Here is an 18,391-nt window from a genome sequence, read left to right as displayed (position 1 = left end):
TCAAACTCCTGAAATTATTTGCGGCGACAAAAACATCCTCGGAAGGTTGGTTTTTATGTTTTCTCAGACTAAACATTCTCGGTCCCAAGCCATGCGGCCGCGCATCCTCCTCCTCACAGGCCTACCCGGCGTGGGGAAAAGCACCGTCTTCAGGAAACTGGCCGAGCTCCTAGCCGAGAGAGGCTACCGGGTAGGCGGCATGGCCACCGGCGAAATCCGACAAGGCTCCACCCGCCTAGGCTTCGAGGTCACCGACCTGGCCACCGGCCGCCGGGGCGTCCTAGCCCACGTCCACCAAGCTCAGGGGCCGCGGCTGGGAAAATACCGGGTCAACCTAGCCGACTTGGAGGCGGTGGGCGTGGAGGCTGTGCGGAGGGCGGTGGCGGAGGCGGACGTGGTCTTCGTCGACGAAGTCGGCCCCATGGAGCTGTTTTCTCCCAGCTTCAAGCAGGCCGTGGAGGAGGCGGTGGAAAGCGGGAAGCCGCTGGTGGTCACCGTCCACCACCGAGCTCGAGACTCCCTCATCCAGAGGCTCAGAGCCCACCCTGCAGCCCGCCTCTTGGAGGTCACCACGGACAACCGCAGCCGCCTAGCTCGGGAATTGGCCGAGGAGTTTCCAAGCGGGGAGAAGCTCTAATCTCCGGAAGGCTGGATTCCGCTTTCCCGTGGGAGGCCGGCGGCTTGGAGGCGGCGCCAGTTCAGCCCCAGCCTCCCCGCTATTTTCTTTCCCCCCAGCCAAGCGAAGAAGTAGAGCAGCCTGTAGCCCAGCCAGTAGCCCAGCCTGAGCCAGGGGGCGTCCCTCTGGAAGAGCCGCTGCCTCAGGTGGTCAGCCCAGCGGACGGAATGCTCCAAGCAGCGGAGGAGTAGCAGGCCGTGGGCTTCCCCCATGGCCTCCACATCGAACCGCGGCGCCTTCTCCAGCAGGGTTTCGGTGATGGGCATGAAAAACTGGGGGATGACGAAGGATGGACAGTCCCTCAGCCCGTCCAGCAGGTCGAGGCTGGCGTTGACGTCTTCCTCCCTCTCCCCCGGGAGGCCCATGATGAGGGTGGCCGCGGGAACCCAGCTGCAGTCCTTGGACACTCCGAACCCTTGAACCACCACCTCAGGCCATTCCTCAGGCTTGAAGGGCAGAGGCTTCCCAGCCATCAGCCTCCTGATAAGCCTCACACTGCCGGTTTCAATGCCTGTCTGATAGCCGAAGAGAGGCGCCCCCGGGCCCACTTGGAGAAGCTGGGAAACCTCCTCCACCAACCCCGGGTCCGCGGCTATGGAGGAAAGGGTCACATGGCTGACCCCCAGCCGGTGGGCGCCGACCTCAGCCGCCAGCCTCCGGAAAAGCCCCAGCACCTTCTCCCGGTTGGGCTTAAACCGGCTCCAGCCGTCGGAGCCGTAGCCCAGAACGTCCTCCGCATGGAGGCAGAGCCGGGGGCAGCCGCCCTCCACGTTGAGCCTGGCCTCCGCCACTATCTGGCCGAGGGCCATGTCCCTCCTCCCCCGGAGGGTGGGGGAGCAGAACTGGCAGTTTCTCCCGCATCCCCGAGCCACCTCCACCAAGCCCCCTACCGCCGGCTTCCGGATGGTGGGAATAGCCTCTACCTCCGCGTCTTCTCCGAAGATTACCGGGGGCAGAGGCGCTCCTTCCACGGCCTTGGCGAAGAGCTCCGGCACCACCTTTTCTCCCTCCCCCAAGACCAGCGTGGAGATACCGTACTTTTCTCGAGCCCCAGGCGTGTAATAGAGCTGCCAAGCGCCCATACCGCCCACCACCACGGGCAGCCGACGGGAGGCAAGGGGCTCCTGAGCCATCAGCCTCCGAAACTCCCGGCAGGTGGCGGTTTCCCCTCGGAAGAGGGAGGCGAAGGTGAGGCTGGTGGGCCCTAGGCCTAGAGGGTCCATGACCGTGACACCTACCACCCGGGTTTCAGACCCCACCACCCGGCTTAGCCTCTGGGGGTGCACCGTCGCCACCTCGGACTCCCGGAAGCCTCCTTTCTCCAAGAGACAGGCCTCCACCTTCCTCAGGTTGTAGGGGGCGAAGTCCGCTTTCCCCCGGCTGTGGGAGACGGGCGGATAGAAAAGCCGCTTCACAAACCAGGGGGGAAAGGGGGGGTTGGAAAGGCAGGCTCCGAAGCCTAGGAAGACCTTCCGGTGGTGGGTGCTCATCTCCGTGGCAGGGGCGGTTAGAACTATCTTGGGGCTGCCTAGCCTCAGGCTTTTTCCCCCCTCCCTGCAGGAGGCCTCTTCAGCCTTCTCAGCAGCTCCTCCGGGTTCACCTTCACCAAAACCACGGCAGCCGCCACCGTTAAGGCAAGGGAGACGGCCATCAGGGCGGTTCCTCCCACCAGCGGCTGGAAGACCGCTACACCCACCTTCCCCAAGTAGCCGCCTACACTGGCCACAGCCATTTTTCCGGCGAAGTAGCCTAGGGCCAGCTTCAGAGGGCTGTACTTGAGCAGGCCCAAGGGTAGGATGACGGGGTCGTCGGGGATGGGCGTCACAGCTGCCACGACCACGGCTAGGAGACTCCAACGCCCGAGGGCGGAGCCCAGCCTCTCCAAGGAGGCTCTCCGGGAGGCTCCCATGGCGCTTCTCAGAAAGAAGACCACATAATAATGGAGAAGCTTGGCTGCGGAGGCCGCGGAGGCCACGAGGAAGCCGACGGCCAGAGGCTGAACAGGAGTGAGGAGGGCGAAGTTGAAGGCGATGAAAAGGTTGGAGGGGCTGGTGAAGGGAAGCAGGTTGACGGCGAAGGCCACTAGGAAAAGGCTGAGGATCCCGTAGCCTTCAAGGTCAAACAAACCTCACCACGCCCTTCTCTAAGGTTTCTCGCAGGGGATAATTAGGTTTGGCAGCCGGCTAGGTTTTCACCCTCAGCTCGGAGTCCACCGGAGGCGGGGTGGAAGCCGCGGGTTTGAAGAGGCCCTTCACCCCAGCCTTCACCGCCTGCCAAAGGTAGTGGCCGATGACGTTCACCAGCAGCTCCCTGGCGTGACCTCGGCGGATGTAGTTCCACATGATCCGGGGCCTGAGATAGTACTCCAGGTAGCATTTCCGGATGAGCTTCTTAAGCTGCTCCGCGGAGAGCTCCCGGGTTCTCATCACAGGCTTCAACACCGTGTACTGGGACCAGTCTTCGGTGAGGAGGAGGCCTTCCCTCTTCGCCATTTCATAGAGCTCGGTTCCAGGGAACGGGGTGGCGATGGCGAACTGGGCGTACTCAGCGTTGAGCTTCTTGGCGAACTTGATGGTCTGCACGGCTTCCTCCCAGGTTTCCCCGGGGATTCCCACGACGAAGGAGGCCACGGACTCCATGCCCAGCTCCCTAGCCCACTGGATGACTTTGAAAGCGTGGTCCACCTTGATGCCTTTCTTCATCAGGTCCACCACCCTCTGGACGCCGGATTCCACGCCGTAGTAGATCATGACGCAGCCGGCTTTCCTCAGCATCTGCATCAGCTCCTTGGTCATCAGGTCTATGCGGGCGGAGCAGACCCAGACGGTGCCTAGGTTCCGCTCCATCAGCTCGCGGCAGATGGCCTCTGCCCTCTTCCTGTCGAGGATGAAGATGTCGTCGATGATCTCCACGAACTTGCTGTTGTACTCCCGTTGGAACTGTTCGATCTCGTCCACCACGTTCTTGGGGCTTCGGGCTCTGAACTTCTTGCCGAAGAGGAGGGAGGAGGAGCAGAAGATGCAGCTGAAAGGACAGCCCCGGCTGGTGAAGATAGTGCCTAGGATTCGCTTCTTGCCAAAAGCCCGGTACTGGTCCATGGGAAGCAGGTGGCGGGCTGGGAAGGGAAGCTCATCCAAGTTGGCGATGAGAGGCCGAGGCGGCGTCTTAACCAACCTACCGTCCTCCCGGTAGATGATTCCTTTAACATCCTTGAGGCTGCCGCCCTTTTCAAGGGTTTGAACCAGTTCCAGCAGCGTGTACTCGCCTTCCCCCACCACCCCCACATCCACGGAGGGGCAGAGACTCATGGTGGTCTCCTGGGTGAAAGTCAGGTGGGCTCCGCCCAGCACCACCGTGGCCTCGGGCAGGACGGCTTTGGCTGTCTCCGCGGTTTTCAGCGCGCTGCCTATGACAGCTGTGGTGGCAGTGACCCCCACCAGGTCGGGTTTACGTCGCTCCAGCTCCCGGGGAAGCTGCTCGTGGGTGACTTGGAGGGCGGGGGCGTCGAGGATCTCCACCGCATAGCCGTGCTGCTCCAGCACCGCGGCCAGGTAGGCGAGGCCCATGGAGGGGGCGACCATGTCGATAGAGGAGAGGGTCTCCACCTCCAAGGGGGTGGGAGGCTGGACTAGGAGGACCCTCATTTTAACCTATCCCCTAAAGGCTCTGGGATCAGCTATAAACTTCAACACAAGCATAAATAAGTATCGATGCCGGATCCTGTCAAGTTTTTGCTGAAAACGTGTTCCGTAGAGTATTTAAAGTATTAATGGTATTAACTATCCGTGGATGCCGTGAAAACTGTAACGGTGGAGTTGGAGGTTAAAAAGCGGCTGGGGAGGCTTAAAAGGGAAATGTCTTTACAGTGGGGGAGGAAATGTAGCTACAGCGATGTGCTACGCTATCTTCTGGGTCTGGCGGAGGGTGAAGCAGGTTGGCGGGATATTCGACGATAAAGGTGGATGACGAAACCTACGCTCAGCTGTTAAGCTGCAGGCTTAAAGCCCAGTCGAAGCTAGGCCGCGACCTCTCCCTCAACGAGGCCATTCGCCTTTTGACGGAGCTTGCCCCTAAGCCTTCTGGAGTGAGCGATAAGGAGTTTGAAGAAGCTCTTGCAAGGTTCTGCCCGGGAATGAGGGACGTGGAAGTTAAGGAAGCGGCAGAGCTGCGGAAGGCCTTGGGTGGCCTAGATGCATAGGATTAGGCTTCTCTTAGACTCCAATGTCTTCCACCATAAAAAATTCTTAGCTTGGCTCAGGAAAAGAAGCGAAATCGACGTATGCGTGCCCGTCGTCGCCTACGTGGAAGTCTACCTTCGCAGCGTTCGACGGAGCTTGTTTAAGGAGTTGAAGACCGTTCTACTCGGCATCCGAGCTTCCGTCACTCCCTTGGATAGGACGGCGGGTGAAAGAGCCGTAGACGAGGCGGTGAAGAATCCTAGGCTACCCTTCAAACACCACGGAAGAGACTTCCTCATAGGCGCCACCGCCCTCCAGCAGGGAGCAGTCCTAGTCACCCAGAACAAGAAACACTTCAAGTGGATGAGAGAATCCGTCAGAACCCCCGACGAAATCATGCGCGAACAATAGAACAGCGCAGACCTACCAGACCCGGACACCGAGATTCAGCCCCACTTTTTTCTCCCGGACGCGGAGGCTCGGGCCTCAGCCGCCCGGTTGGCGATGAGGGCTGCGAGGGCTCCGGCGCCCACTCCGTTGTCGATGTTCACCACCGCCAGCCCCAAGGTGCAGGACTGGAGCATGGACATCAGGGCTCCTTGGCCTCCGCCTCCCAGGCCGTAGCCGGTGGAGGTGGGCACGCCTATCACCGGGCAGTCGGCTAGGCTGGCTACCACCGAAGGCAAGGCGCCCTCCATTCCCGCTACCACCACTATGACGTCCACCTTCCTCCGGAGGCTTTCCTTCAGGGGTTGGAGAAGCCGGTGGAAGCCGGCGACGCCTACGTCGTAGGCGGTGTAGACTTCGCAGCCCATCTCCCCCGCCACTACCCGAGCCTCCTCGGCCACGGGCACGTCGGCTGTTCCGGCGGTGAGAACCATCACCCGGCCTCCGCTACTGGGCGGCGGGGTTACGCCTCTCTTCCGCACCACAGTCATGCGGGCTCTTTCCCAGCGCTCCACCTTGAAGCCCCTTCTCCCCAGCCTCTTCAGCTCCCTCCAGTGGGCCTCGGACAGTCGGGCTACCAAGGCTGCGCCCACCTGGCCGGCGAGTTCGGAGGCGATCTTAGCGGTCTCCGCAGGGGTTTTGTTCTCGGCGAAGATGACCTCTGGGACTCTTCTCCGCAGAGGCCGGTGCACGTCCAGCTTGGCGTAGTCTTCCACAGCCTTGACCATGTCCAGCCTCAGCCGAGCTTCCGCCTCCCCCAACGACAGCCGGCCGTTTTTCACCTTCCTCAGCAGGTCCCTTAGGCTCATGCTGCGTTTCCCCGTGTTATAAACGTATTTTAATCCGGGGAACCTTCAATTTAAGGTGATGGTTCCCTTGCCCAGCAGGAAAACCGTGGCCGTCATCGACCCCCAGCTGGCCGGTGTCTCCGGTGATATGCTCCTAGGAGCCCTCATCGACCTAGGAGCCTCCCCTGAAAAGATCCAAGAAGCCTTCCGGAGGCTAAGCGCGGTTATCCCCGGCTGCGAAGACCTAGAGCTGAAGGTCTCCCAAGTCCTGAGGCATGGGATAAGAGGTGTGAGAGCAGACATCCAAGTCAAGGAGCGCTTCGATAGTAGAACAGGGCGGGAGCTGAAGGAAGCCCTGCAGAGCTACTTGGCCGCCTCCACCCTCTCCGACGAGGCTAAGGCCTACGCCCTCCGCACCCTGTCCACCTTGCTGAAGGGGGAAACCTACCTCCACGCCACCTCGGAGGAGCAGCTCATCCTGGGGGAGATGGCTTCCGCCGACACCCTAGCCGACATCGTAGGCGTCACCACCGCCCTAGAGGACCTAGGCCTGCTGGAAACCCAAGTCTACTCCCTTCCAGTGGTGGTGGGCAGCGGCAAGGTGAAGACCTCCCACGGCATCCTAACCCAGCCGCCTCCCATCGTCCTCGAGATTTTGAGGGAGAAAAACTTCCCCTTCGAAACAGGCCGCTCAGGAGAGGAGCGGTCAACCCCCACCGGCGTCGCCCTCCTCGTGAACCTTGCTGAGCCGGCGGCGGCGCTCCCTCTGACTCAGCCCTACAAGGTGGGCCACGGAGCTGGAGCCCGGGACCCTGAAGCCGTCCCCAACCTTCTGAGGGTCTACCTAGGCCGACGGTGGGAGAGCCCTTTCGCCCAAGAGGAGGTCTACCTCCTCGAAACTAACTTGGACGACGTCAGCGGGGAGACCCTAGGCTATTTGGGGGAGAGGCTGATGGAGGAGGGCGCCAGAGACTTTTACATCATCCCATGCACGGGCAAGAAGGGGAGACCCGTCCACCTCCTAGGCGTCCTAGCTGGGAGGGAAAACCTAGACCGGCTGGCGGACTTGGTCTTCAGGGAAACCGGCACCCTAGGCATCCGGGTTCAGCCCGTCCGCAGGTTTACGCTCTCCCGTCGAACCCGCCTAGTGGAAGTGGAGGTGGCGGGGAAAAAGTTTACCGCCCACGTCAAAATAGCCCAAGACCGGGAAGGGAAAACAGTGCAGGTTAAACCTGAATTCGAAGACGTGCGAAGGATCTCCCTCGAAACCAGGCAACCCCTCCGCGAGGTCCGGGAAACCGCCAAAAAGGAAGGAAAGAAAAAGAAAACCCGAAACAACCAGCCGGCTACCTGACGATTCTGGTCAGCCGCTGGGCCATGTAGCGGAGGTCCTCATCGCTCAGCTCCGGGTGCACAGGCAAGGAGAAAACCTGCCTAGCCGCGGTTTCCGTCCGGGGGAGAGAGCGAGGTCGGAAGCCGAACTTCCTCCGATAGAAGGGCGCCAAATGGAGGGGCGTGCTGTAGAAGACCTCCGCCTGAATGCCCGCGTTGACCAGCTTGTTGACGATCTTGTTCCTCTCCCCAGCCCTGCTTCCCCGAAGCCTGATGGTGTAGAGGTGCCAAGCATGCTTGTAGCCCTCCGGCTCCTCGGGAAGCTCCAGCCGAGCGGACCCTTCCAGAAGGGAGGTCAGCTTGGCAGCGTTCCTCCTCCGGGCTTCCAGAAACTTGGGAAGCTTCAGAAGCTGGTAGTAGCCGATGGCGCAAGCCAGCTCGGACATCCTGTAGTTGTGGCCGAGGATTTCGCTGGACTGATGTCTTCCGAAGCCGTGGGCCCTAATGGAGCAGAGAGCCTCCATGTTCTCCCGCCGGTTGGTGGTGACGATGCCTCCCTCCCCTGTGGTGAGGTTTTTGGAGGCATAGAAGCTGAAGCAGCCGTAGTCTCCGAAGGACCCCGCCTTTTTACCCTTCAGCTCAGCTCCCACACTGTGGGCTGCGTCCTCGATGACCTCTAGGTCGTTCTCCTTGGCTATTCTGACAATCTCCTCCATGTTCGCCATCAACCCGTACATGTGCACGGGGATGACAGCCTGAGTCTTGCTGGTTATGGCCTCCTCGAAGCAGACAGGGTCCATGTTGAAAGTTTTAGGGTCGATGTCGACAAAAACAGGTTTAGCCCCCGCCAAAACCACAGCGGAGGCAGTAGCCGTGAAGGTGAAGCTGGGAACGATCACTTCGCTGTCAGGGCTCAGCTCCGCGGCCAGGAGGGCAGCATGCAAGGCCGCCGTCCCGGAGCTCATGGCCACCGCGTATTTTACGCCCACATACTTGGCGAAGCTTTCCTCAAATTTTTTAGCATAAGGCCCATCTCCGCGGGAAGAAGTGAGGATGCCGCTTTTCAAAACCCCGACCACGGCTTCTATTTCTTCCTTCCCTATGATGGGCTGTGCTATGGTGATGATCTTTCTCAAAGCGTCTCCGCCTTCAATCCTTAGCTAAGCTGTGGTTCAACGATTTAAAAATTACCATCGACAAAAAAGTAGCCTTGAAAAACCTTATTTACTCGCAGTGCTGAAAGACCTAAAACTGAAACCCTCTAAAAGGGAAGGATAACCGAGGGAGCCCAAGGTTGGAAAAGCCTTCTGTTTACCTGATACCCATAGCCTCCCCACTACATGTGGAGAGGGTTCCCGGCCCCATCATCAGAGCTAGGTCTCTGCTGGAGGAATCGGGAATAAAAGTCTTCGGCCCCCGGAAGCCCATCAGAGAGGCTGGGGAGTTTCCCTCAGCCAAAACCGAAGAGTTCGACGCGGTGGTGATCTTCATCGCCAGCGGCGGCACCAGCACCCTAGCCACGGAGCTCATGGCCGGTAAGGAATGGACGATGTGGAGCTATCATGAAAACAACAGCCTCCCAGCCGCCTTGGACGCCAGAGAGAAGCTGATGGAGAAACAGGCTTGGAAGGCCACCTTCGTCTACAACAACCTGTCCGCAGCCCCCCGGGAGATAGTTTCAGAAACCTACGCCTCCGGCGCGGCGAAGGCCCTCAGAAACATCAAGGTTGGGTTTTTCGTGGAGGAAGAAGAACTTCCCCCCTATCAAGCTGTGATCCGGTATTTCAGAGACCGGTTTCAAGTGGAAACAGTTCCGGTTTCCGTGGAGGTGCTGAAGGCGACAACCTCGAAGATTCCAGCCGAGTCTGCTGAACATGTTCTGAAGAGTAAACTGAAGAATGCGGAGGTGGTGGAGCCTTCTCGGAAAGACCTAGAGAAAATGGCTAAACTCTACCTAGCCATGAGGCAGGTGGCCTTGGAGGAAGACCTGAAAGCGGTAACCGTGGACTGCTACAGGTTTCTGAGGCATACCGGCATGAACCCCTGCGTCCCCCTGGCATTCCTCAGCGACGAAGGCATCCCCGGAGTCTGCGAAGCTGATTTTCCGTCCCTCCTCCTCATGCTTCTCCTCAGATACGTAACCCCCGAACCCCTGTGGATGGCCAACGCCGCCAAACTCGACCAGATAAACGGAGTTGTAGCCCTAACCCATTGCGCAGCTCCCCTCAAGCTTTCAGAGCCAGCAGGCTTGGTTCGAATCCGAAACCATTTCGAATCCGGCTCAGGTGTGGCGTTGGACGTCCCTATGAGAAGGGGGAAAGTAACCCTAGCCCACCTGACCCTCAACCCTCCGAAGCTTGTGATTGCCACTGGAAGGCTGACCGAGTCTCAGCTCGGCCACTGGAAGCTCTGCCGAACTCAAGCCGACGTTAAACTGGACTGTGAAGCCCGAGATTTTCTGGAGAACTCAGGCAACCATCAAGTTTTAAGCTACGGAGACCACAGCGACTTTTTGGTAAAGGCTGCGAAAAAACTGGGCCTCCAAGCCTACCTCTTAGGTTAATATTTTTTCTAAATCTTTAACTTCATCCGCAACCTGTTTTGCGGCACACCCGTGAGCTAAGATTTAAATTCGCTGAAGACCAGTGAAAGATAGGTGGATTGAAGTGGCTAAACGGATTGACATAAACGTCGACATGGGTGAAAGCTTCGGAAGATACAAGATCGGAAATGACGAAGAAGTCATGAAGTATGTGAGCTCCACGAACATCGCCTGCGGCTTCCACGCCGGAGACCCCATGGTCATGAGGGCTACAGTCAGGCTTGCAAAAAAATACGGCGTAGCCGTGGGCGCTCACCCTGGGCTTCCGGACTTGGCTGGTTTTGGTAGGAGAGAGATTAAAATAACACCCGATGAGCTGAGAAACTACATCGTTTACCAGCTGGGTGCTTTGAAGGCTTTCGCAGAAGCGGAGGGGCTTAAGCTTGAGCATATTAAGCCCCATGGCACCCTCTACGCCATGGTGGAAAGAGATGAAGCCTTAGCTGAGGCGATAATCGAGGGCGTTAGAGACGTCGACCCGGAGCTCATATTCATCACGGAAAGCGAGGAAAGATCTAAGGCGCATGTGGTGGCTAAAAGAAAAGGCGTGAGGGTGGCACGCGACGCCATGGTCGACTTGCACTACAGCCAGCAGGGAGACTGGATCATCGAAAGGGTGAAGAAAAACTGGGATCCGAACGTTGTGGCTGAGAGAGCCTTGATGGTTGTCAAGGAAGGGAAAATCCCCGCCATAGACGGAACCATCATCAAGATGGAGGCAGAAACCTTAACCATGCACGGAGACCCGTCCAACGCACCTGAAGTCGTCAGAACCGTGAGAAAAAGGCTGGAAGAAGAAGGAATAGAAATAGTCCCCCTCAGGGAAGTTCTAAAAAAATAATCCGGCCTACGAAAGCGCCTCGGGCCCTACGTTGATAGAAATATACCAACTAGGCATAGGGTTCGTAGTGGCTCTTTCAGGCGCCCTCATCCCCGGCCCCCTCTCCGTCTTCCTCCTAACTAAAACCCCCTCCTACGGAGCCAAGGCAGGGCCCCTCACAGCCCTAGGGCACATCTTAGTAGAAGGGGGAATCATCGCCCTTATCTTCACCGGCCTCGGCTTCATCCTCAGCGTCTGGGCTTTCCAAACCGCTGTGGGCATCATCGGCGGTATTCTCCTCATTACCTTCGCGCTCTTCACTCTGTTGAAGGCTGGAAGGCAGCGCAGCCTCCTTGTTCCCGCGCAGAGCCTCGGATTGAGAACCCACCCAGTGGTAGGCGGCGTCCTTTTCAGCACCGCGCTGAATCCCAGTGTCGCTCTCTGGTGGGCCACCGTTGGGTTGGCGATGATGATGGAAGCCTACGCTGTCTCCGCTGTCCTAGGCCTGAGCTTCTGGGTGGCGGGGCACTTTCTCGCCGACCTCGCTTGGTACTCTGGCCTCTCCCAAGTTGTCTGGCGTGGGAGGGGCATGCTCTCGAGTCTTCATCAACCTCTAACGTTAGGCTGCGCTGGAGCGCTGTTCTTTTTCGGTGCATACTTTCTGCTGAAGTACGGAGCCCAAGCAGTCTTTGTTTTATAGGGAACCTTTTAAGTTACATCCTTATCTTTATTCGCTAAGAAGCGCTGAGGGAGAAGGGAGATCCTTGGAGAAAATAGCCAACCTTAAGGACGTTAAACCCGGAGGCTCTCTAACCTTCAACTATAAGGGCGAAAAAGCCATTCTCGTTCGAACCAAAGGGGGCAAGCTGGTGGCCTACCTTACCGTTTGCCCCCATGAAGGGGGAAACATCGAATGGGATGAACAGCTCAACAAAATGCTCTGCGAATGCCATCTCTCCCTGTTCAACGTAGAAGACGGCTCCGTGTACAGGCACAGCTCCCTCTTCGAGTTGAACAAAAGCTTAACCAAGATAGAGCTCAAGGTCGACGAAAACCAAGACGTCTACGCCCTCTGAACACAGCCTGGGAAATTCTTGCACACCCACAAGCTGAAAGGTCAAGAGAAAACGGACGTTACCTTAATAAGAGGGTAGAATGAAAATTCTCGCGGGTTACGGCCTCCGGGAAAATAGATTGGGTGAAAACAGCGGTCCAACACAGATTAAAGTGTTCATAGAGTACGGATGGTTTTCACCTATAGTAGGGGGCGTTAAATGCGAGAGCATTACGCTGCCTTCCGGAGCCACCGTGAAGACTCTGATAGAGCATCTCGGTGAAAAGTATGGAGCTGAAGCCAAAAAATACCTAGAAATGTACCCTTTTGTGATCAGCAGGGAACTGATAGCGGGAATCGATAAGCCTACCAAAAAACTGAAAGACGGAGAATGGGTGAAAATCTTAGCACCGATAGAAGGCGGTTAGAGAAAACCCAGAAACCTCAAAAAAGATAGTAAATGTACCTTTCCCTCAACAGTTCTAGGAAAGGAAACACTTCAATAGGATACCGCTACAGTGGGCGCCATAAACCATGGCAACTTTTATAATCTGAGAAGCTGTCAATAAACCATGTAACATGCGGCCTTGAAATCTTGGAGGTAAACGAAGAATGATCGACGGAGAAATTTTAACCATGGACGATTTCGACTTCCACGGTAAGACCGTGCTTCTCAGGGTGGACTTCAACTCCGCCTTAGATCCTAAAACTAAAAAAATTCTAGACGATTTCCGGATCAGGGCGCATGAAAAAACCATAAAGGAGCTTCTGGAAAAAGGAGCCAAGGTGGTAATCTTAGCGCACCAAGGAGACCCCCTGTTTCTAGACCAGTTCATACCGTTGGAGCAGCACGCGCGGATTCTCTCCGGCATACTGGGCAGAGAGGTGAAGTACATCGACGACATCTTCGGGCCTGCCGCCCGGGAGGCGATAAGGAAACTGGGAGAGGGGGAGGTTCTGGTGTTGGAGAACACCAGATACTTCAGCGAAGACACCAGGCTGTTCGAAGACACCATCACCCGGTCTCCAGAGGAACAGGCTCAAACCTTGCTCGTTCAGAAGCTCTACCCGCTGGCGGATGTGTTCATCAACGACGCCTTCGCTGCGGCTCACAAATCCCAGCCTTCCCTCGTCGGCTTTGCGGAGGTTCTTCCCGCGGTGGCGGGGAGAGCATTGGAGGCCGAGCTGAGAGCCCTCAGTAAGATCAGGGATAACCCTGAAAGGCCGTGTGTTTTCTTCCTAGGCGGGAGCAAGATTTCCGACAGATACGTCATGATGGAACCTGTCCTTAAGAGAGGCGTGGCCGATAAGCTGCTGACCTCCGGAATCATCGGCTTGCTGATGTTGAAGGCTTCAGGATATAGCCTAGGCGACCCCACGGAGTCGCTTATCAAGGAAATGCACTACGAGAAATACGTTTCAGCCTCCAAGCACCTGCTGGACACCTACGGGGATAAAATCGAATTCCCAACGGACCTAGCCGTCGACAAGAACGGCAGGATGGAGATAGAAACTTCCTCCCTGCCCACCGACAGTCCTGTGATGGACATAGGCAAGAAGACTGTTGAAAAATATTCGGAGATGATCAAGAAAGCGAAGACAGTTTTCTTCAGCGGCCCCCCGGGCATGTTTGAAAGGGAAGAGTTTGCCTCCGGCACAGAAAGACTCTTGAAAGTAATAGTGGAATCCGGAGTATTCTCAGTTGTGGGAGGCGGGCACTCCGTAACTGCTCTGGAAAAATACAGCCTCCGCGATAAGGTTTCCTACGTAAGCACAGGCGGAGGGGCCTTAGTCAGATACCTTTCAGGCGAGGAGCTTCCGGTGGTAACCGCGCTGAAGAAAGCGGCGAAAAGATATCTGAGCCGCTCCTCTTAAAAGCTGTTTCCCCCTGCGGAGAAACTGTCTTCCTAACGGCTACCTGAGGGAGCTGGTTAATAGAGGGGCTTTTTGGGCTCCAGTCCAAGATGCCTGTTAGTTGCGGATACAGCCTCAAGACGGTCTTTCTGCATTTGCAGCGAAGCCCTGATGCCGTCGATGGTTTCAGGTATGGTTACAGCTTCCTGCGGTATGTAGATGGCGAAGGTTATGTCATCTCCGGAAAAGCCTATGGTCTCCTCGTAGACAGCTATCTCATACATGTCTGCGCAAGGCCTGTGGGTGAACCTAGAGAACTGAAAGAGCGCTGTGTTAGAGGCGAAACCTTCAGATATCTTAACCACATGGATCCTGGGATGCCTGTGGAATTCCGCCAACGCTTCTTCCTTGGTGATTTTCCTTTTCGGCGTTGCCACCACATTTATGATATGACCGTGAGTTATGGGAACATGCACCAACAGCCCCGTAGCCTTGACATGCGGCATGATCTCCATGAGATCCGTGGCTTGGTGGCTTGGAACAGGGTCCACCTTAGCCAAGTCCACATACCCTCGGTGAAGGTCCCCTGGATCCGCACACCTGCGAATGATGGTGATGGCTACTTTCTCGACGCCGAAGGCTCTATCCAGACAGTCCACAGCCCTGATGAGGCCTGTGGTATTGCAGGAGGTTAGGAGGAGATATTTCTTCCCCAGACCCTTCTCATAGTTGGCGTAGCCGTGGAAGAAAACATCTGCAACTTCACCCTTTTCGCCTCCCTGGAAGATCGCGGGGACGCCGTATTCGACGTAGAACTTCTTCATCTTGGCGCCGACTCCCGCAGGTGTAGAATCCAAGATGATATCCACCTGCGACAGGAGGTCTTCCAGCATGCCGGAAACGGGGATTCCGGCCTTCTCTAGGTCGGGAAGCCTGTTTTTGTCTGCGCAGTAGAGCTTGTAGGGCATTCCCCTAGCTTTTAACGACTTGACGGGTAGAGTGGGAGCTACATCGGCTACCCCCACCAGCTCCATGTCCTTCTGAGCCACAACACCTTCAGCCAAACGTTTCCCAATGGTCCCGTAACCGGAAACACCTACCTTGACAGCCATGATTCACACCCATTATATCTGGGAAACCAGTATCTTGGCATCAGCTAAAAAATTTTTCTAAAAAAAAGAAAAGGGGAGATAGATTGAGACTACCTCTTCCACTTGGGCTTCGGATACAGTGGCTTAGCGGTTGTGGTATCGATTCCCGCGTAGCTCCAAGACTGCGCCACCACTTCGAAGATTCCTTGAGCAGCCGCTTCAGCGCTCATGTACTGAGGTACGTTATAGCCCGTGTTGGACCACTCGGTATCTTTCCAGTGACAGATGCCTCCCAATGTCTCATGATCGTAATTTCTCAAAGCGTCGGAGATCGCTATGGGGTCCAGTGTGCCGGCTTTCTCGATGGCTGAGACCGCAGCGTCAAGAGACATCAGAACCCATGCCCCGTCTTGGGATTCTAAGGTTTCGCCGAACTTCTCCAAGTACATGTCCCAAACATCTTTGCAGCCCAGGCCTGTAGGGCTCTTCCAAGGGGCGAAGGGAGCGTACATGCAGCCGCCCATTCCGATGATGCCTTCTCCTTGCTCACCGAACCTTTTCACAAAGTCAGGATTCTGCACTCCAAGGGCATTGTAAAACATTCTGGGGTTCACGTCTAACTCGATGAGCTGCTCCGTCATTAACCACCCATCTCTTGGATAAGTTAACCCTACAAGGCCGTCTGGGTCTTTGGCCTGAATATCCAGAAGTACACCTGTGAAGTCTTTTACGTCGATGGGGTAAGTTTTGTGGAGAACTATGTCAATGCCTTCCTGTTCGCATAGGTATTCCAGCGGCTCCCTGTTAACTGCTCCGAACAGCGTTTCTATCTCCAGAATGGCTATATCAGAAACGCCTACTTCCTTCATGAAGTTCATCAAAGCCTCCATAGCCCTATAAGAATGGTCCATCGTCCAGAACATGCTCTTGGGAACTACTTTCTTTTCTTCAACGATATCCCGCCAGCTTACCTGAACGGGGCAGTGGTCGTCTAGAATCATCGGTACCTCATATCCTTGAACCACAGGGTAAGCTGCCATAGACTGGAAGGTTCCGTAGGAGTGGAAAAGGAGATGAACCTTCTCCACGGTGATGAGGCGTTCAACGTTTTTTATGGCCTTTTCGGTTGTTCCTTCGTCGTTGAGCATTATAAGCTCCAACGGTATACTCTGCCCGTACTCTTCAACATAAACCCCTCCCCGCTCCGTGTTGATGTACTCGATCATCATCGACCTGATAGTTTCAACCCTTCGAGTAATGTCAGCCAGCCAACCGGTTAACGCTTGACTTAAACCTATCTTTATTGTTTCAGGAGCTTCGACCGGAGGCGCGGGTGTAGGGGTTGGTGTAGGTGTAGGGGTAGGAGTAGGAGTAGGGGTAGGAGTGGGAGCTGGCGCAGGTTTTGTAGCCTGCCAAGCGGCATAGCCGCCAACACCTGCCACTACAGCAGCAACGATAGCCGCAACACCATATTTCAACGCACTTCTACGTGGCTGATCAACTTTCTCGGACATGCTTAAAGCACCAAAAAGAACTTAACTTGGTTTTAGTATCTAAATATTGTTATCAATTCATTACAAATTTGTTTTCGACACCTACTTCGATGACAATCTGGTTTAATTGAATAAAATTATGCATGAAAAGATAAGAAAAAACTTTACCCGATCATTCCCAGAAAGATACCTGCGGCTATGGCTGAACCTACAACCCCGGCCACGTTGGGCCCCATGGCGTGCATCAGCAGGTAGTTGTCGGGGTCTGCTTTCTGGCCCACCTTCTGCACAACTCGAGCTGACATGGGCACGGCTGAGACTCCCGCCGCGCCTATCAGAGGATTCACCTTCTCTTTGCAGACGAGGTTCATCAGTTTGGCGAAAAGCACCCCTCCGGCGGTGCTGGCAGCGAAGGCAACGATGCCCCAGGCAAAGATGAGGATGGTTCGAGGCGTTAGGAAAACTTGAGCTGACATGGACGCTCCCACGGCGATTCCGAGGAAAATAGTCAGTATGTTCATCAACTCATTTTGCGCTGTTTCCGCAAGCCTTTTCACGACGCCGCTTTCCCTCAGGAGGTTTCCGAACATCAACATGCCGATGAGCGGCGCGGAGTGGGGAACCAGCAGTATAATTATTACAGTCGCCACCAGCGGGTAGACTATTCTCTCAGTCTTCCTAACTGGGCGCAAGCTTTTCATTACAATTTTCCGCTCCCGCTCCGTAGTAAGCGCCCTCATGATGGGGGGTTGAATTATGGGCACCAATGACATATAGGAGTAGGCAGCCACAGCGGTAGCACCCAGAATATGCGGAGACAGCGTTGACGTGACATAGATCGTCGTCGGCCCGTCGGCGCCGCCGATTATCCCTATAGAAGCTGCTTCTCCAAAAGAGAAGCCCAATAGCAAGGCTCCGAAGAAGGCAACGTAGATTCCAACCTGCGCAGCCGCGCCGAGAAGAATTGTCTTCGGATTGGCCAGCAACGGGGAAAAGTCAGTTAAGGCACCTAGTCCCAAGAAGATGAGGGGTGGTATGAAATTCCAAGCAAGCCCATAATTGTATATGAGTTGAAGAAGCCCCCCCTCTTCCGTGAGGCCGGTGAGAGGCAGATTGGCTATGATTACTCCGAACCCTATGGGCAGCAATATAAGGGGTTCCATTTCCTTTTTAATCGCCAACCCGATGAGAAGCAACCCGATGAGAAGCATTATTATCTGGCCTAGGGTTAACACCTCAAAGCCTGTCTCAAAAACCCCAAACAAGCTACTTCGCCCTCCTCTCTTCGCACCGCTCTATTTCCATCATAAACTTCTCCCAGATTGTATCTACTTCCGAAAAAACTAAGATAACCAAGATTCTTACCTCCTATCTAGAGCTGAACTGGAAGGTGTTTTCTCCTTCCCCTCCAAGTAGGCGTAGATGGCTCCGGTTATAGCTGCGATTTCTTTCATGTCCACCACCACTTCACCAGCTTCCAGCTCCGGAGGAGCAGCGGGGGCTTCAAGCTTGCTGAAAATCTTCTCCACTGCCTTCATCACCAAGTAAAGGAGGAAAAGGGTGATAAAAACAGCAGAAAGCCCTGAACTCATTATTCGTAAGGCAAAATTCCAATCCATGGTTTCCATCCAGCTGGATTATAGGGCAAAATTTTACTTCAGTATCATCCGATCTCTACCAGAACGTCGCCTTCGTTTACATCCTGCTTTTCTGCCACGGCTATTCTCTTAACAATCCCTGACACTGGGGATAGGATTTCATTTTCCATCTTCATAGCCTCTAAACTCAGTAAAGGCTCTCCGGCTTTCACATTGTCGTTAACCTTACACTTTATGGAGGCGACAACTCCAGCTAGAGGAGCTGTAACCACTCGTTCCATAACCTTCGCGGAAGGAGGGGCAGGAGCTTCCTCCACCAATCTGGCTGAAGGTGCTGGAGCCTCCAGTGAGGGTTTCTCCACCGAAATAGGCTTAACCGCGGCCTCTTCTCCGCCTATTTCCTCAACCTCCACAGTAAATATCTTTCCTTCAACGTTAACTCTGAAACTTCTCTTCAC

The 18,391-nt window shown here is 55.7% G+C and carries 21 protein-coding genes; 11 read left to right on the top strand and 10 right to left on the bottom strand.

The window, feature by feature from the left end; all coding sequences use genetic code 11:
* Positions 1 to 55: 55 nt before the first annotated feature.
* Entirely contained in the window at positions 56 to 637 is a 582-nt protein-coding gene (locus BWM17_RS02395) for an NTPase (RefSeq protein WP_309492291.1), read from the top strand.
* Here the strand turns inward: BWM17_RS02395 and BWM17_RS02390 are convergent.
* From BWM17_RS02390 to BWM17_RS02380, 3 genes are read right to left on the bottom strand one after another with little or no spacing between them, the layout of a single operon-like run.
* On the bottom strand, positions 634 to 2,166 hold the full coding sequence (locus tag BWM17_RS02390; RefSeq protein ID WP_309492290.1) for a radical SAM protein: 1,533 nt from the start codon (positions 2,164 to 2,166) through the stop codon (positions 634 to 636). The two genes, BWM17_RS02395 and BWM17_RS02390, sit on opposite strands and share 4 nt — an antisense overlap.
* Positions 2,167 to 2,210: 44 nt before the next feature.
* Positions 2,211 to 2,801 (bottom strand): hypothetical protein, encoded by a 591-nt coding sequence (locus BWM17_RS02385; RefSeq protein ID WP_309492289.1) that lies wholly within the window; start codon positions 2,799 to 2,801, stop codon positions 2,211 to 2,213.
* 58 nt (positions 2,802 to 2,859) lie between these two features.
* The gene (locus BWM17_RS02380; protein WP_309492288.1) at positions 2,860 to 4,320 is read right to left on the bottom strand and encodes a B12-binding domain-containing radical SAM protein; all 1,461 of its coding nucleotides are present in this window, start codon (positions 4,318 to 4,320) and stop codon (positions 2,860 to 2,862) included.
* Positions 4,321 to 4,461: 141 nt separating this feature from the next.
* Between BWM17_RS02380 and BWM17_RS02375 the strand changes: the two genes are divergently transcribed.
* The 3 genes from BWM17_RS02375 to BWM17_RS02365 are packed head-to-tail and all read left to right on the top strand — an operon-like array spanning position 4,462 to position 5,265.
* Positions 4,462 to 4,632 (top strand): hypothetical protein, encoded by a 171-nt coding sequence (locus tag BWM17_RS02375; protein WP_309492287.1) that lies wholly within the window; start codon positions 4,462 to 4,464, stop codon positions 4,630 to 4,632.
* Positions 4,611 to 4,874 (top strand): hypothetical protein, encoded by a 264-nt coding sequence (locus tag BWM17_RS02370; protein WP_309492286.1) that lies wholly within the window; start codon positions 4,611 to 4,613, stop codon positions 4,872 to 4,874. Before BWM17_RS02375 ends, BWM17_RS02370 begins: the two co-directional genes overlap by 22 nt.
* Positions 4,867 to 5,265: a type II toxin-antitoxin system VapC family toxin gene (locus BWM17_RS02365; RefSeq protein ID WP_309492285.1), complete on the top strand. Its 399-nt coding sequence runs from the start codon at positions 4,867 to 4,869 to the stop codon at positions 5,263 to 5,265. Before BWM17_RS02370 ends, BWM17_RS02365 begins: the two co-directional genes overlap by 8 nt.
* A 35-nt stretch (positions 5,266 to 5,300) precedes the next feature.
* Here the strand turns inward: BWM17_RS02365 and larB are convergent, their stop codons facing one another.
* Positions 5,301 to 6,110 (bottom strand): nickel pincer cofactor biosynthesis protein LarB, encoded by an 810-nt coding sequence (gene larB / locus BWM17_RS02360; RefSeq protein WP_309492284.1) that lies wholly within the window; start codon positions 6,108 to 6,110, stop codon positions 5,301 to 5,303.
* Positions 6,111 to 6,168: 58 nt separating this feature from the next.
* Here larB and larC point away from each other — a divergent pair, with 58 nt between their 5' ends.
* On the top strand, positions 6,169 to 7,443 hold the full coding sequence (gene larC / locus BWM17_RS02355; protein ID WP_309492390.1) for a nickel pincer cofactor biosynthesis protein LarC: 1,275 nt from the start codon (positions 6,169 to 6,171) through the stop codon (positions 7,441 to 7,443).
* Here larC and BWM17_RS02350 read toward each other — a convergent pair.
* On the bottom strand, positions 7,436 to 8,557 hold the full coding sequence (locus BWM17_RS02350) for a DegT/DnrJ/EryC1/StrS family aminotransferase (RefSeq protein WP_309492283.1): 1,122 nt from the start codon (positions 8,555 to 8,557) through the stop codon (positions 7,436 to 7,438). The two genes, larC and BWM17_RS02350, sit on opposite strands and share 8 nt — an antisense overlap.
* Positions 8,558 to 8,715: 158 nt before the next feature.
* On the opposite strand from BWM17_RS02350, the gene BWM17_RS02345 reads away from it, so the two are divergent.
* The 6 genes from BWM17_RS02345 (at position 8,716) to BWM17_RS02320 (ending at position 13,772) form a co-directional block, all read left to right on the top strand.
* Entirely contained in the window at positions 8,716 to 9,984 is a 1,269-nt protein-coding gene (locus BWM17_RS02345; RefSeq protein WP_309492282.1) for a hypothetical protein, read from the top strand.
* Between the two features lie 103 nt (positions 9,985 to 10,087).
* Positions 10,088 to 10,864, top strand: coding sequence for a 5-oxoprolinase subunit PxpA (locus BWM17_RS02340; protein ID WP_309492281.1), 777 nt, complete (start codon positions 10,088 to 10,090; stop codon positions 10,862 to 10,864).
* A 67-nt stretch (positions 10,865 to 10,931) separates the two neighbouring features.
* Entirely contained in the window at positions 10,932 to 11,543 is a 612-nt protein-coding gene (locus BWM17_RS02335; RefSeq protein WP_414641314.1) for a LysE family transporter, read from the top strand.
* 64 nt (positions 11,544 to 11,607) lie between these two features.
* Entirely contained in the window at positions 11,608 to 11,919 is a 312-nt protein-coding gene (locus BWM17_RS02330; RefSeq protein ID WP_309492279.1) for a Rieske 2Fe-2S domain-containing protein, read from the top strand.
* A 79-nt stretch (positions 11,920 to 11,998) separates the two neighbouring features.
* The gene (locus tag BWM17_RS02325; protein WP_309492278.1) at positions 11,999 to 12,325 is read left to right on the top strand and encodes a MoaD/ThiS family protein; all 327 of its coding nucleotides are present in this window, start codon (positions 11,999 to 12,001) and stop codon (positions 12,323 to 12,325) included.
* 184 nt (positions 12,326 to 12,509) lie between these two features.
* Entirely contained in the window at positions 12,510 to 13,772 is a 1,263-nt protein-coding gene (locus BWM17_RS02320) for a phosphoglycerate kinase (RefSeq protein WP_309492277.1), read from the top strand.
* Between the two features lie 56 nt (positions 13,773 to 13,828).
* Here BWM17_RS02320 and BWM17_RS02315 read toward each other — a convergent pair whose 3' ends face one another.
* The 5 genes from BWM17_RS02315 to BWM17_RS02295 form a co-directional block, all read right to left on the bottom strand.
* Positions 13,829 to 14,863: a type II glyceraldehyde-3-phosphate dehydrogenase gene (locus tag BWM17_RS02315; RefSeq protein ID WP_309492276.1), complete on the bottom strand. Its 1,035-nt coding sequence runs from the start codon at positions 14,861 to 14,863 to the stop codon at positions 13,829 to 13,831.
* A gap of 89 nt (positions 14,864 to 14,952) precedes the next feature.
* The gene (locus tag BWM17_RS02310; protein WP_309492275.1) at positions 14,953 to 16,356 is read right to left on the bottom strand and encodes an ABC transporter substrate-binding protein; all 1,404 of its coding nucleotides are present in this window, start codon (positions 16,354 to 16,356) and stop codon (positions 14,953 to 14,955) included.
* Between the two features lie 143 nt (positions 16,357 to 16,499).
* Positions 16,500 to 17,546, bottom strand: a complete 1,047-nt coding sequence (locus BWM17_RS02305) for a sodium ion-translocating decarboxylase subunit beta (protein ID WP_342766488.1) — start codon at positions 17,544 to 17,546, stop codon at positions 16,500 to 16,502.
* Positions 17,547 to 17,696: 150 nt separating this feature from the next.
* On the bottom strand, positions 17,697 to 17,954 hold the full coding sequence (locus tag BWM17_RS02300) for an OadG-related small transporter subunit (protein ID WP_309492273.1): 258 nt from the start codon (positions 17,952 to 17,954) through the stop codon (positions 17,697 to 17,699).
* A gap of 44 nt (positions 17,955 to 17,998) precedes the next feature.
* The gene (locus tag BWM17_RS02295; protein WP_309492272.1) at positions 17,999 to 18,391 is read right to left on the bottom strand and encodes a biotin/lipoyl-containing protein; all 393 of its coding nucleotides are present in this window, start codon (positions 18,389 to 18,391) and stop codon (positions 17,999 to 18,001) included.

The organism is Candidatus Hecatella orcuttiae, from assembly GCF_002009985.1.
Lineage (GTDB): Archaea > Thermoproteota > Bathyarchaeia > Hecatellales > Hecatellaceae > Hecatella > Hecatella orcuttiae.
Note: the sequence above shows the minus strand (reverse complement) of the source record. Positions and strands in the feature narration are given on the sequence as shown.

Coding starts and splice junctions, on each gene's coding strand:
- BWM17_RS02305 (WP_342766488.1), bottom strand. CDS start 17,546: ATGCTTCTCATCGGGTTGCTTCTCATCGGGTTGGCGATTAAAAAGGAA.
- larC (WP_309492390.1), top strand. CDS start 6,169: ATGGTTCCCTTGCCCAGCAGGAAAACCGTGGCCGTCATCGACCCCCAG.
- BWM17_RS02395 (WP_309492291.1), top strand. CDS start 56: ATGTTTTCTCAGACTAAACATTCTCGGTCCCAAGCCATGCGGCCGCGC.
- BWM17_RS02310 (WP_309492275.1), bottom strand. CDS start 16,356: ATGTCCGAGAAAGTTGATCAGCCACGTAGAAGTGCGTTGAAATATGGT.
- larB (WP_309492284.1), bottom strand. CDS start 6,110: ATGAGCCTAAGGGACCTGCTGAGGAAGGTGAAAAACGGCCGGCTGTCG.
- BWM17_RS02315 (WP_309492276.1), bottom strand. CDS start 14,863: ATGGCTGTCAAGGTAGGTGTTTCCGGTTACGGGACCATTGGGAAACGT.
- BWM17_RS02300 (WP_309492273.1), bottom strand. CDS start 17,954: ATGGATTGGAATTTTGCCTTACGAATAATGAGTTCAGGGCTTTCTGCT.
- BWM17_RS02380 (WP_309492288.1), bottom strand. CDS start 4,320: ATGAGGGTCCTCCTAGTCCAGCCTCCCACCCCCTTGGAGGTGGAGACC.
- BWM17_RS02325 (WP_309492278.1), top strand. CDS start 11,999: ATGAAAATTCTCGCGGGTTACGGCCTCCGGGAAAATAGATTGGGTGAA.
- BWM17_RS02365 (WP_309492285.1), top strand. CDS start 4,867: ATGCATAGGATTAGGCTTCTCTTAGACTCCAATGTCTTCCACCATAAA.
- BWM17_RS02390 (WP_309492290.1), bottom strand. CDS start 2,166: ATGAGCACCCACCACCGGAAGGTCTTCCTAGGCTTCGGAGCCTGCCTT.
- BWM17_RS02320 (WP_309492277.1), top strand. CDS start 12,510: ATGATCGACGGAGAAATTTTAACCATGGACGATTTCGACTTCCACGGT.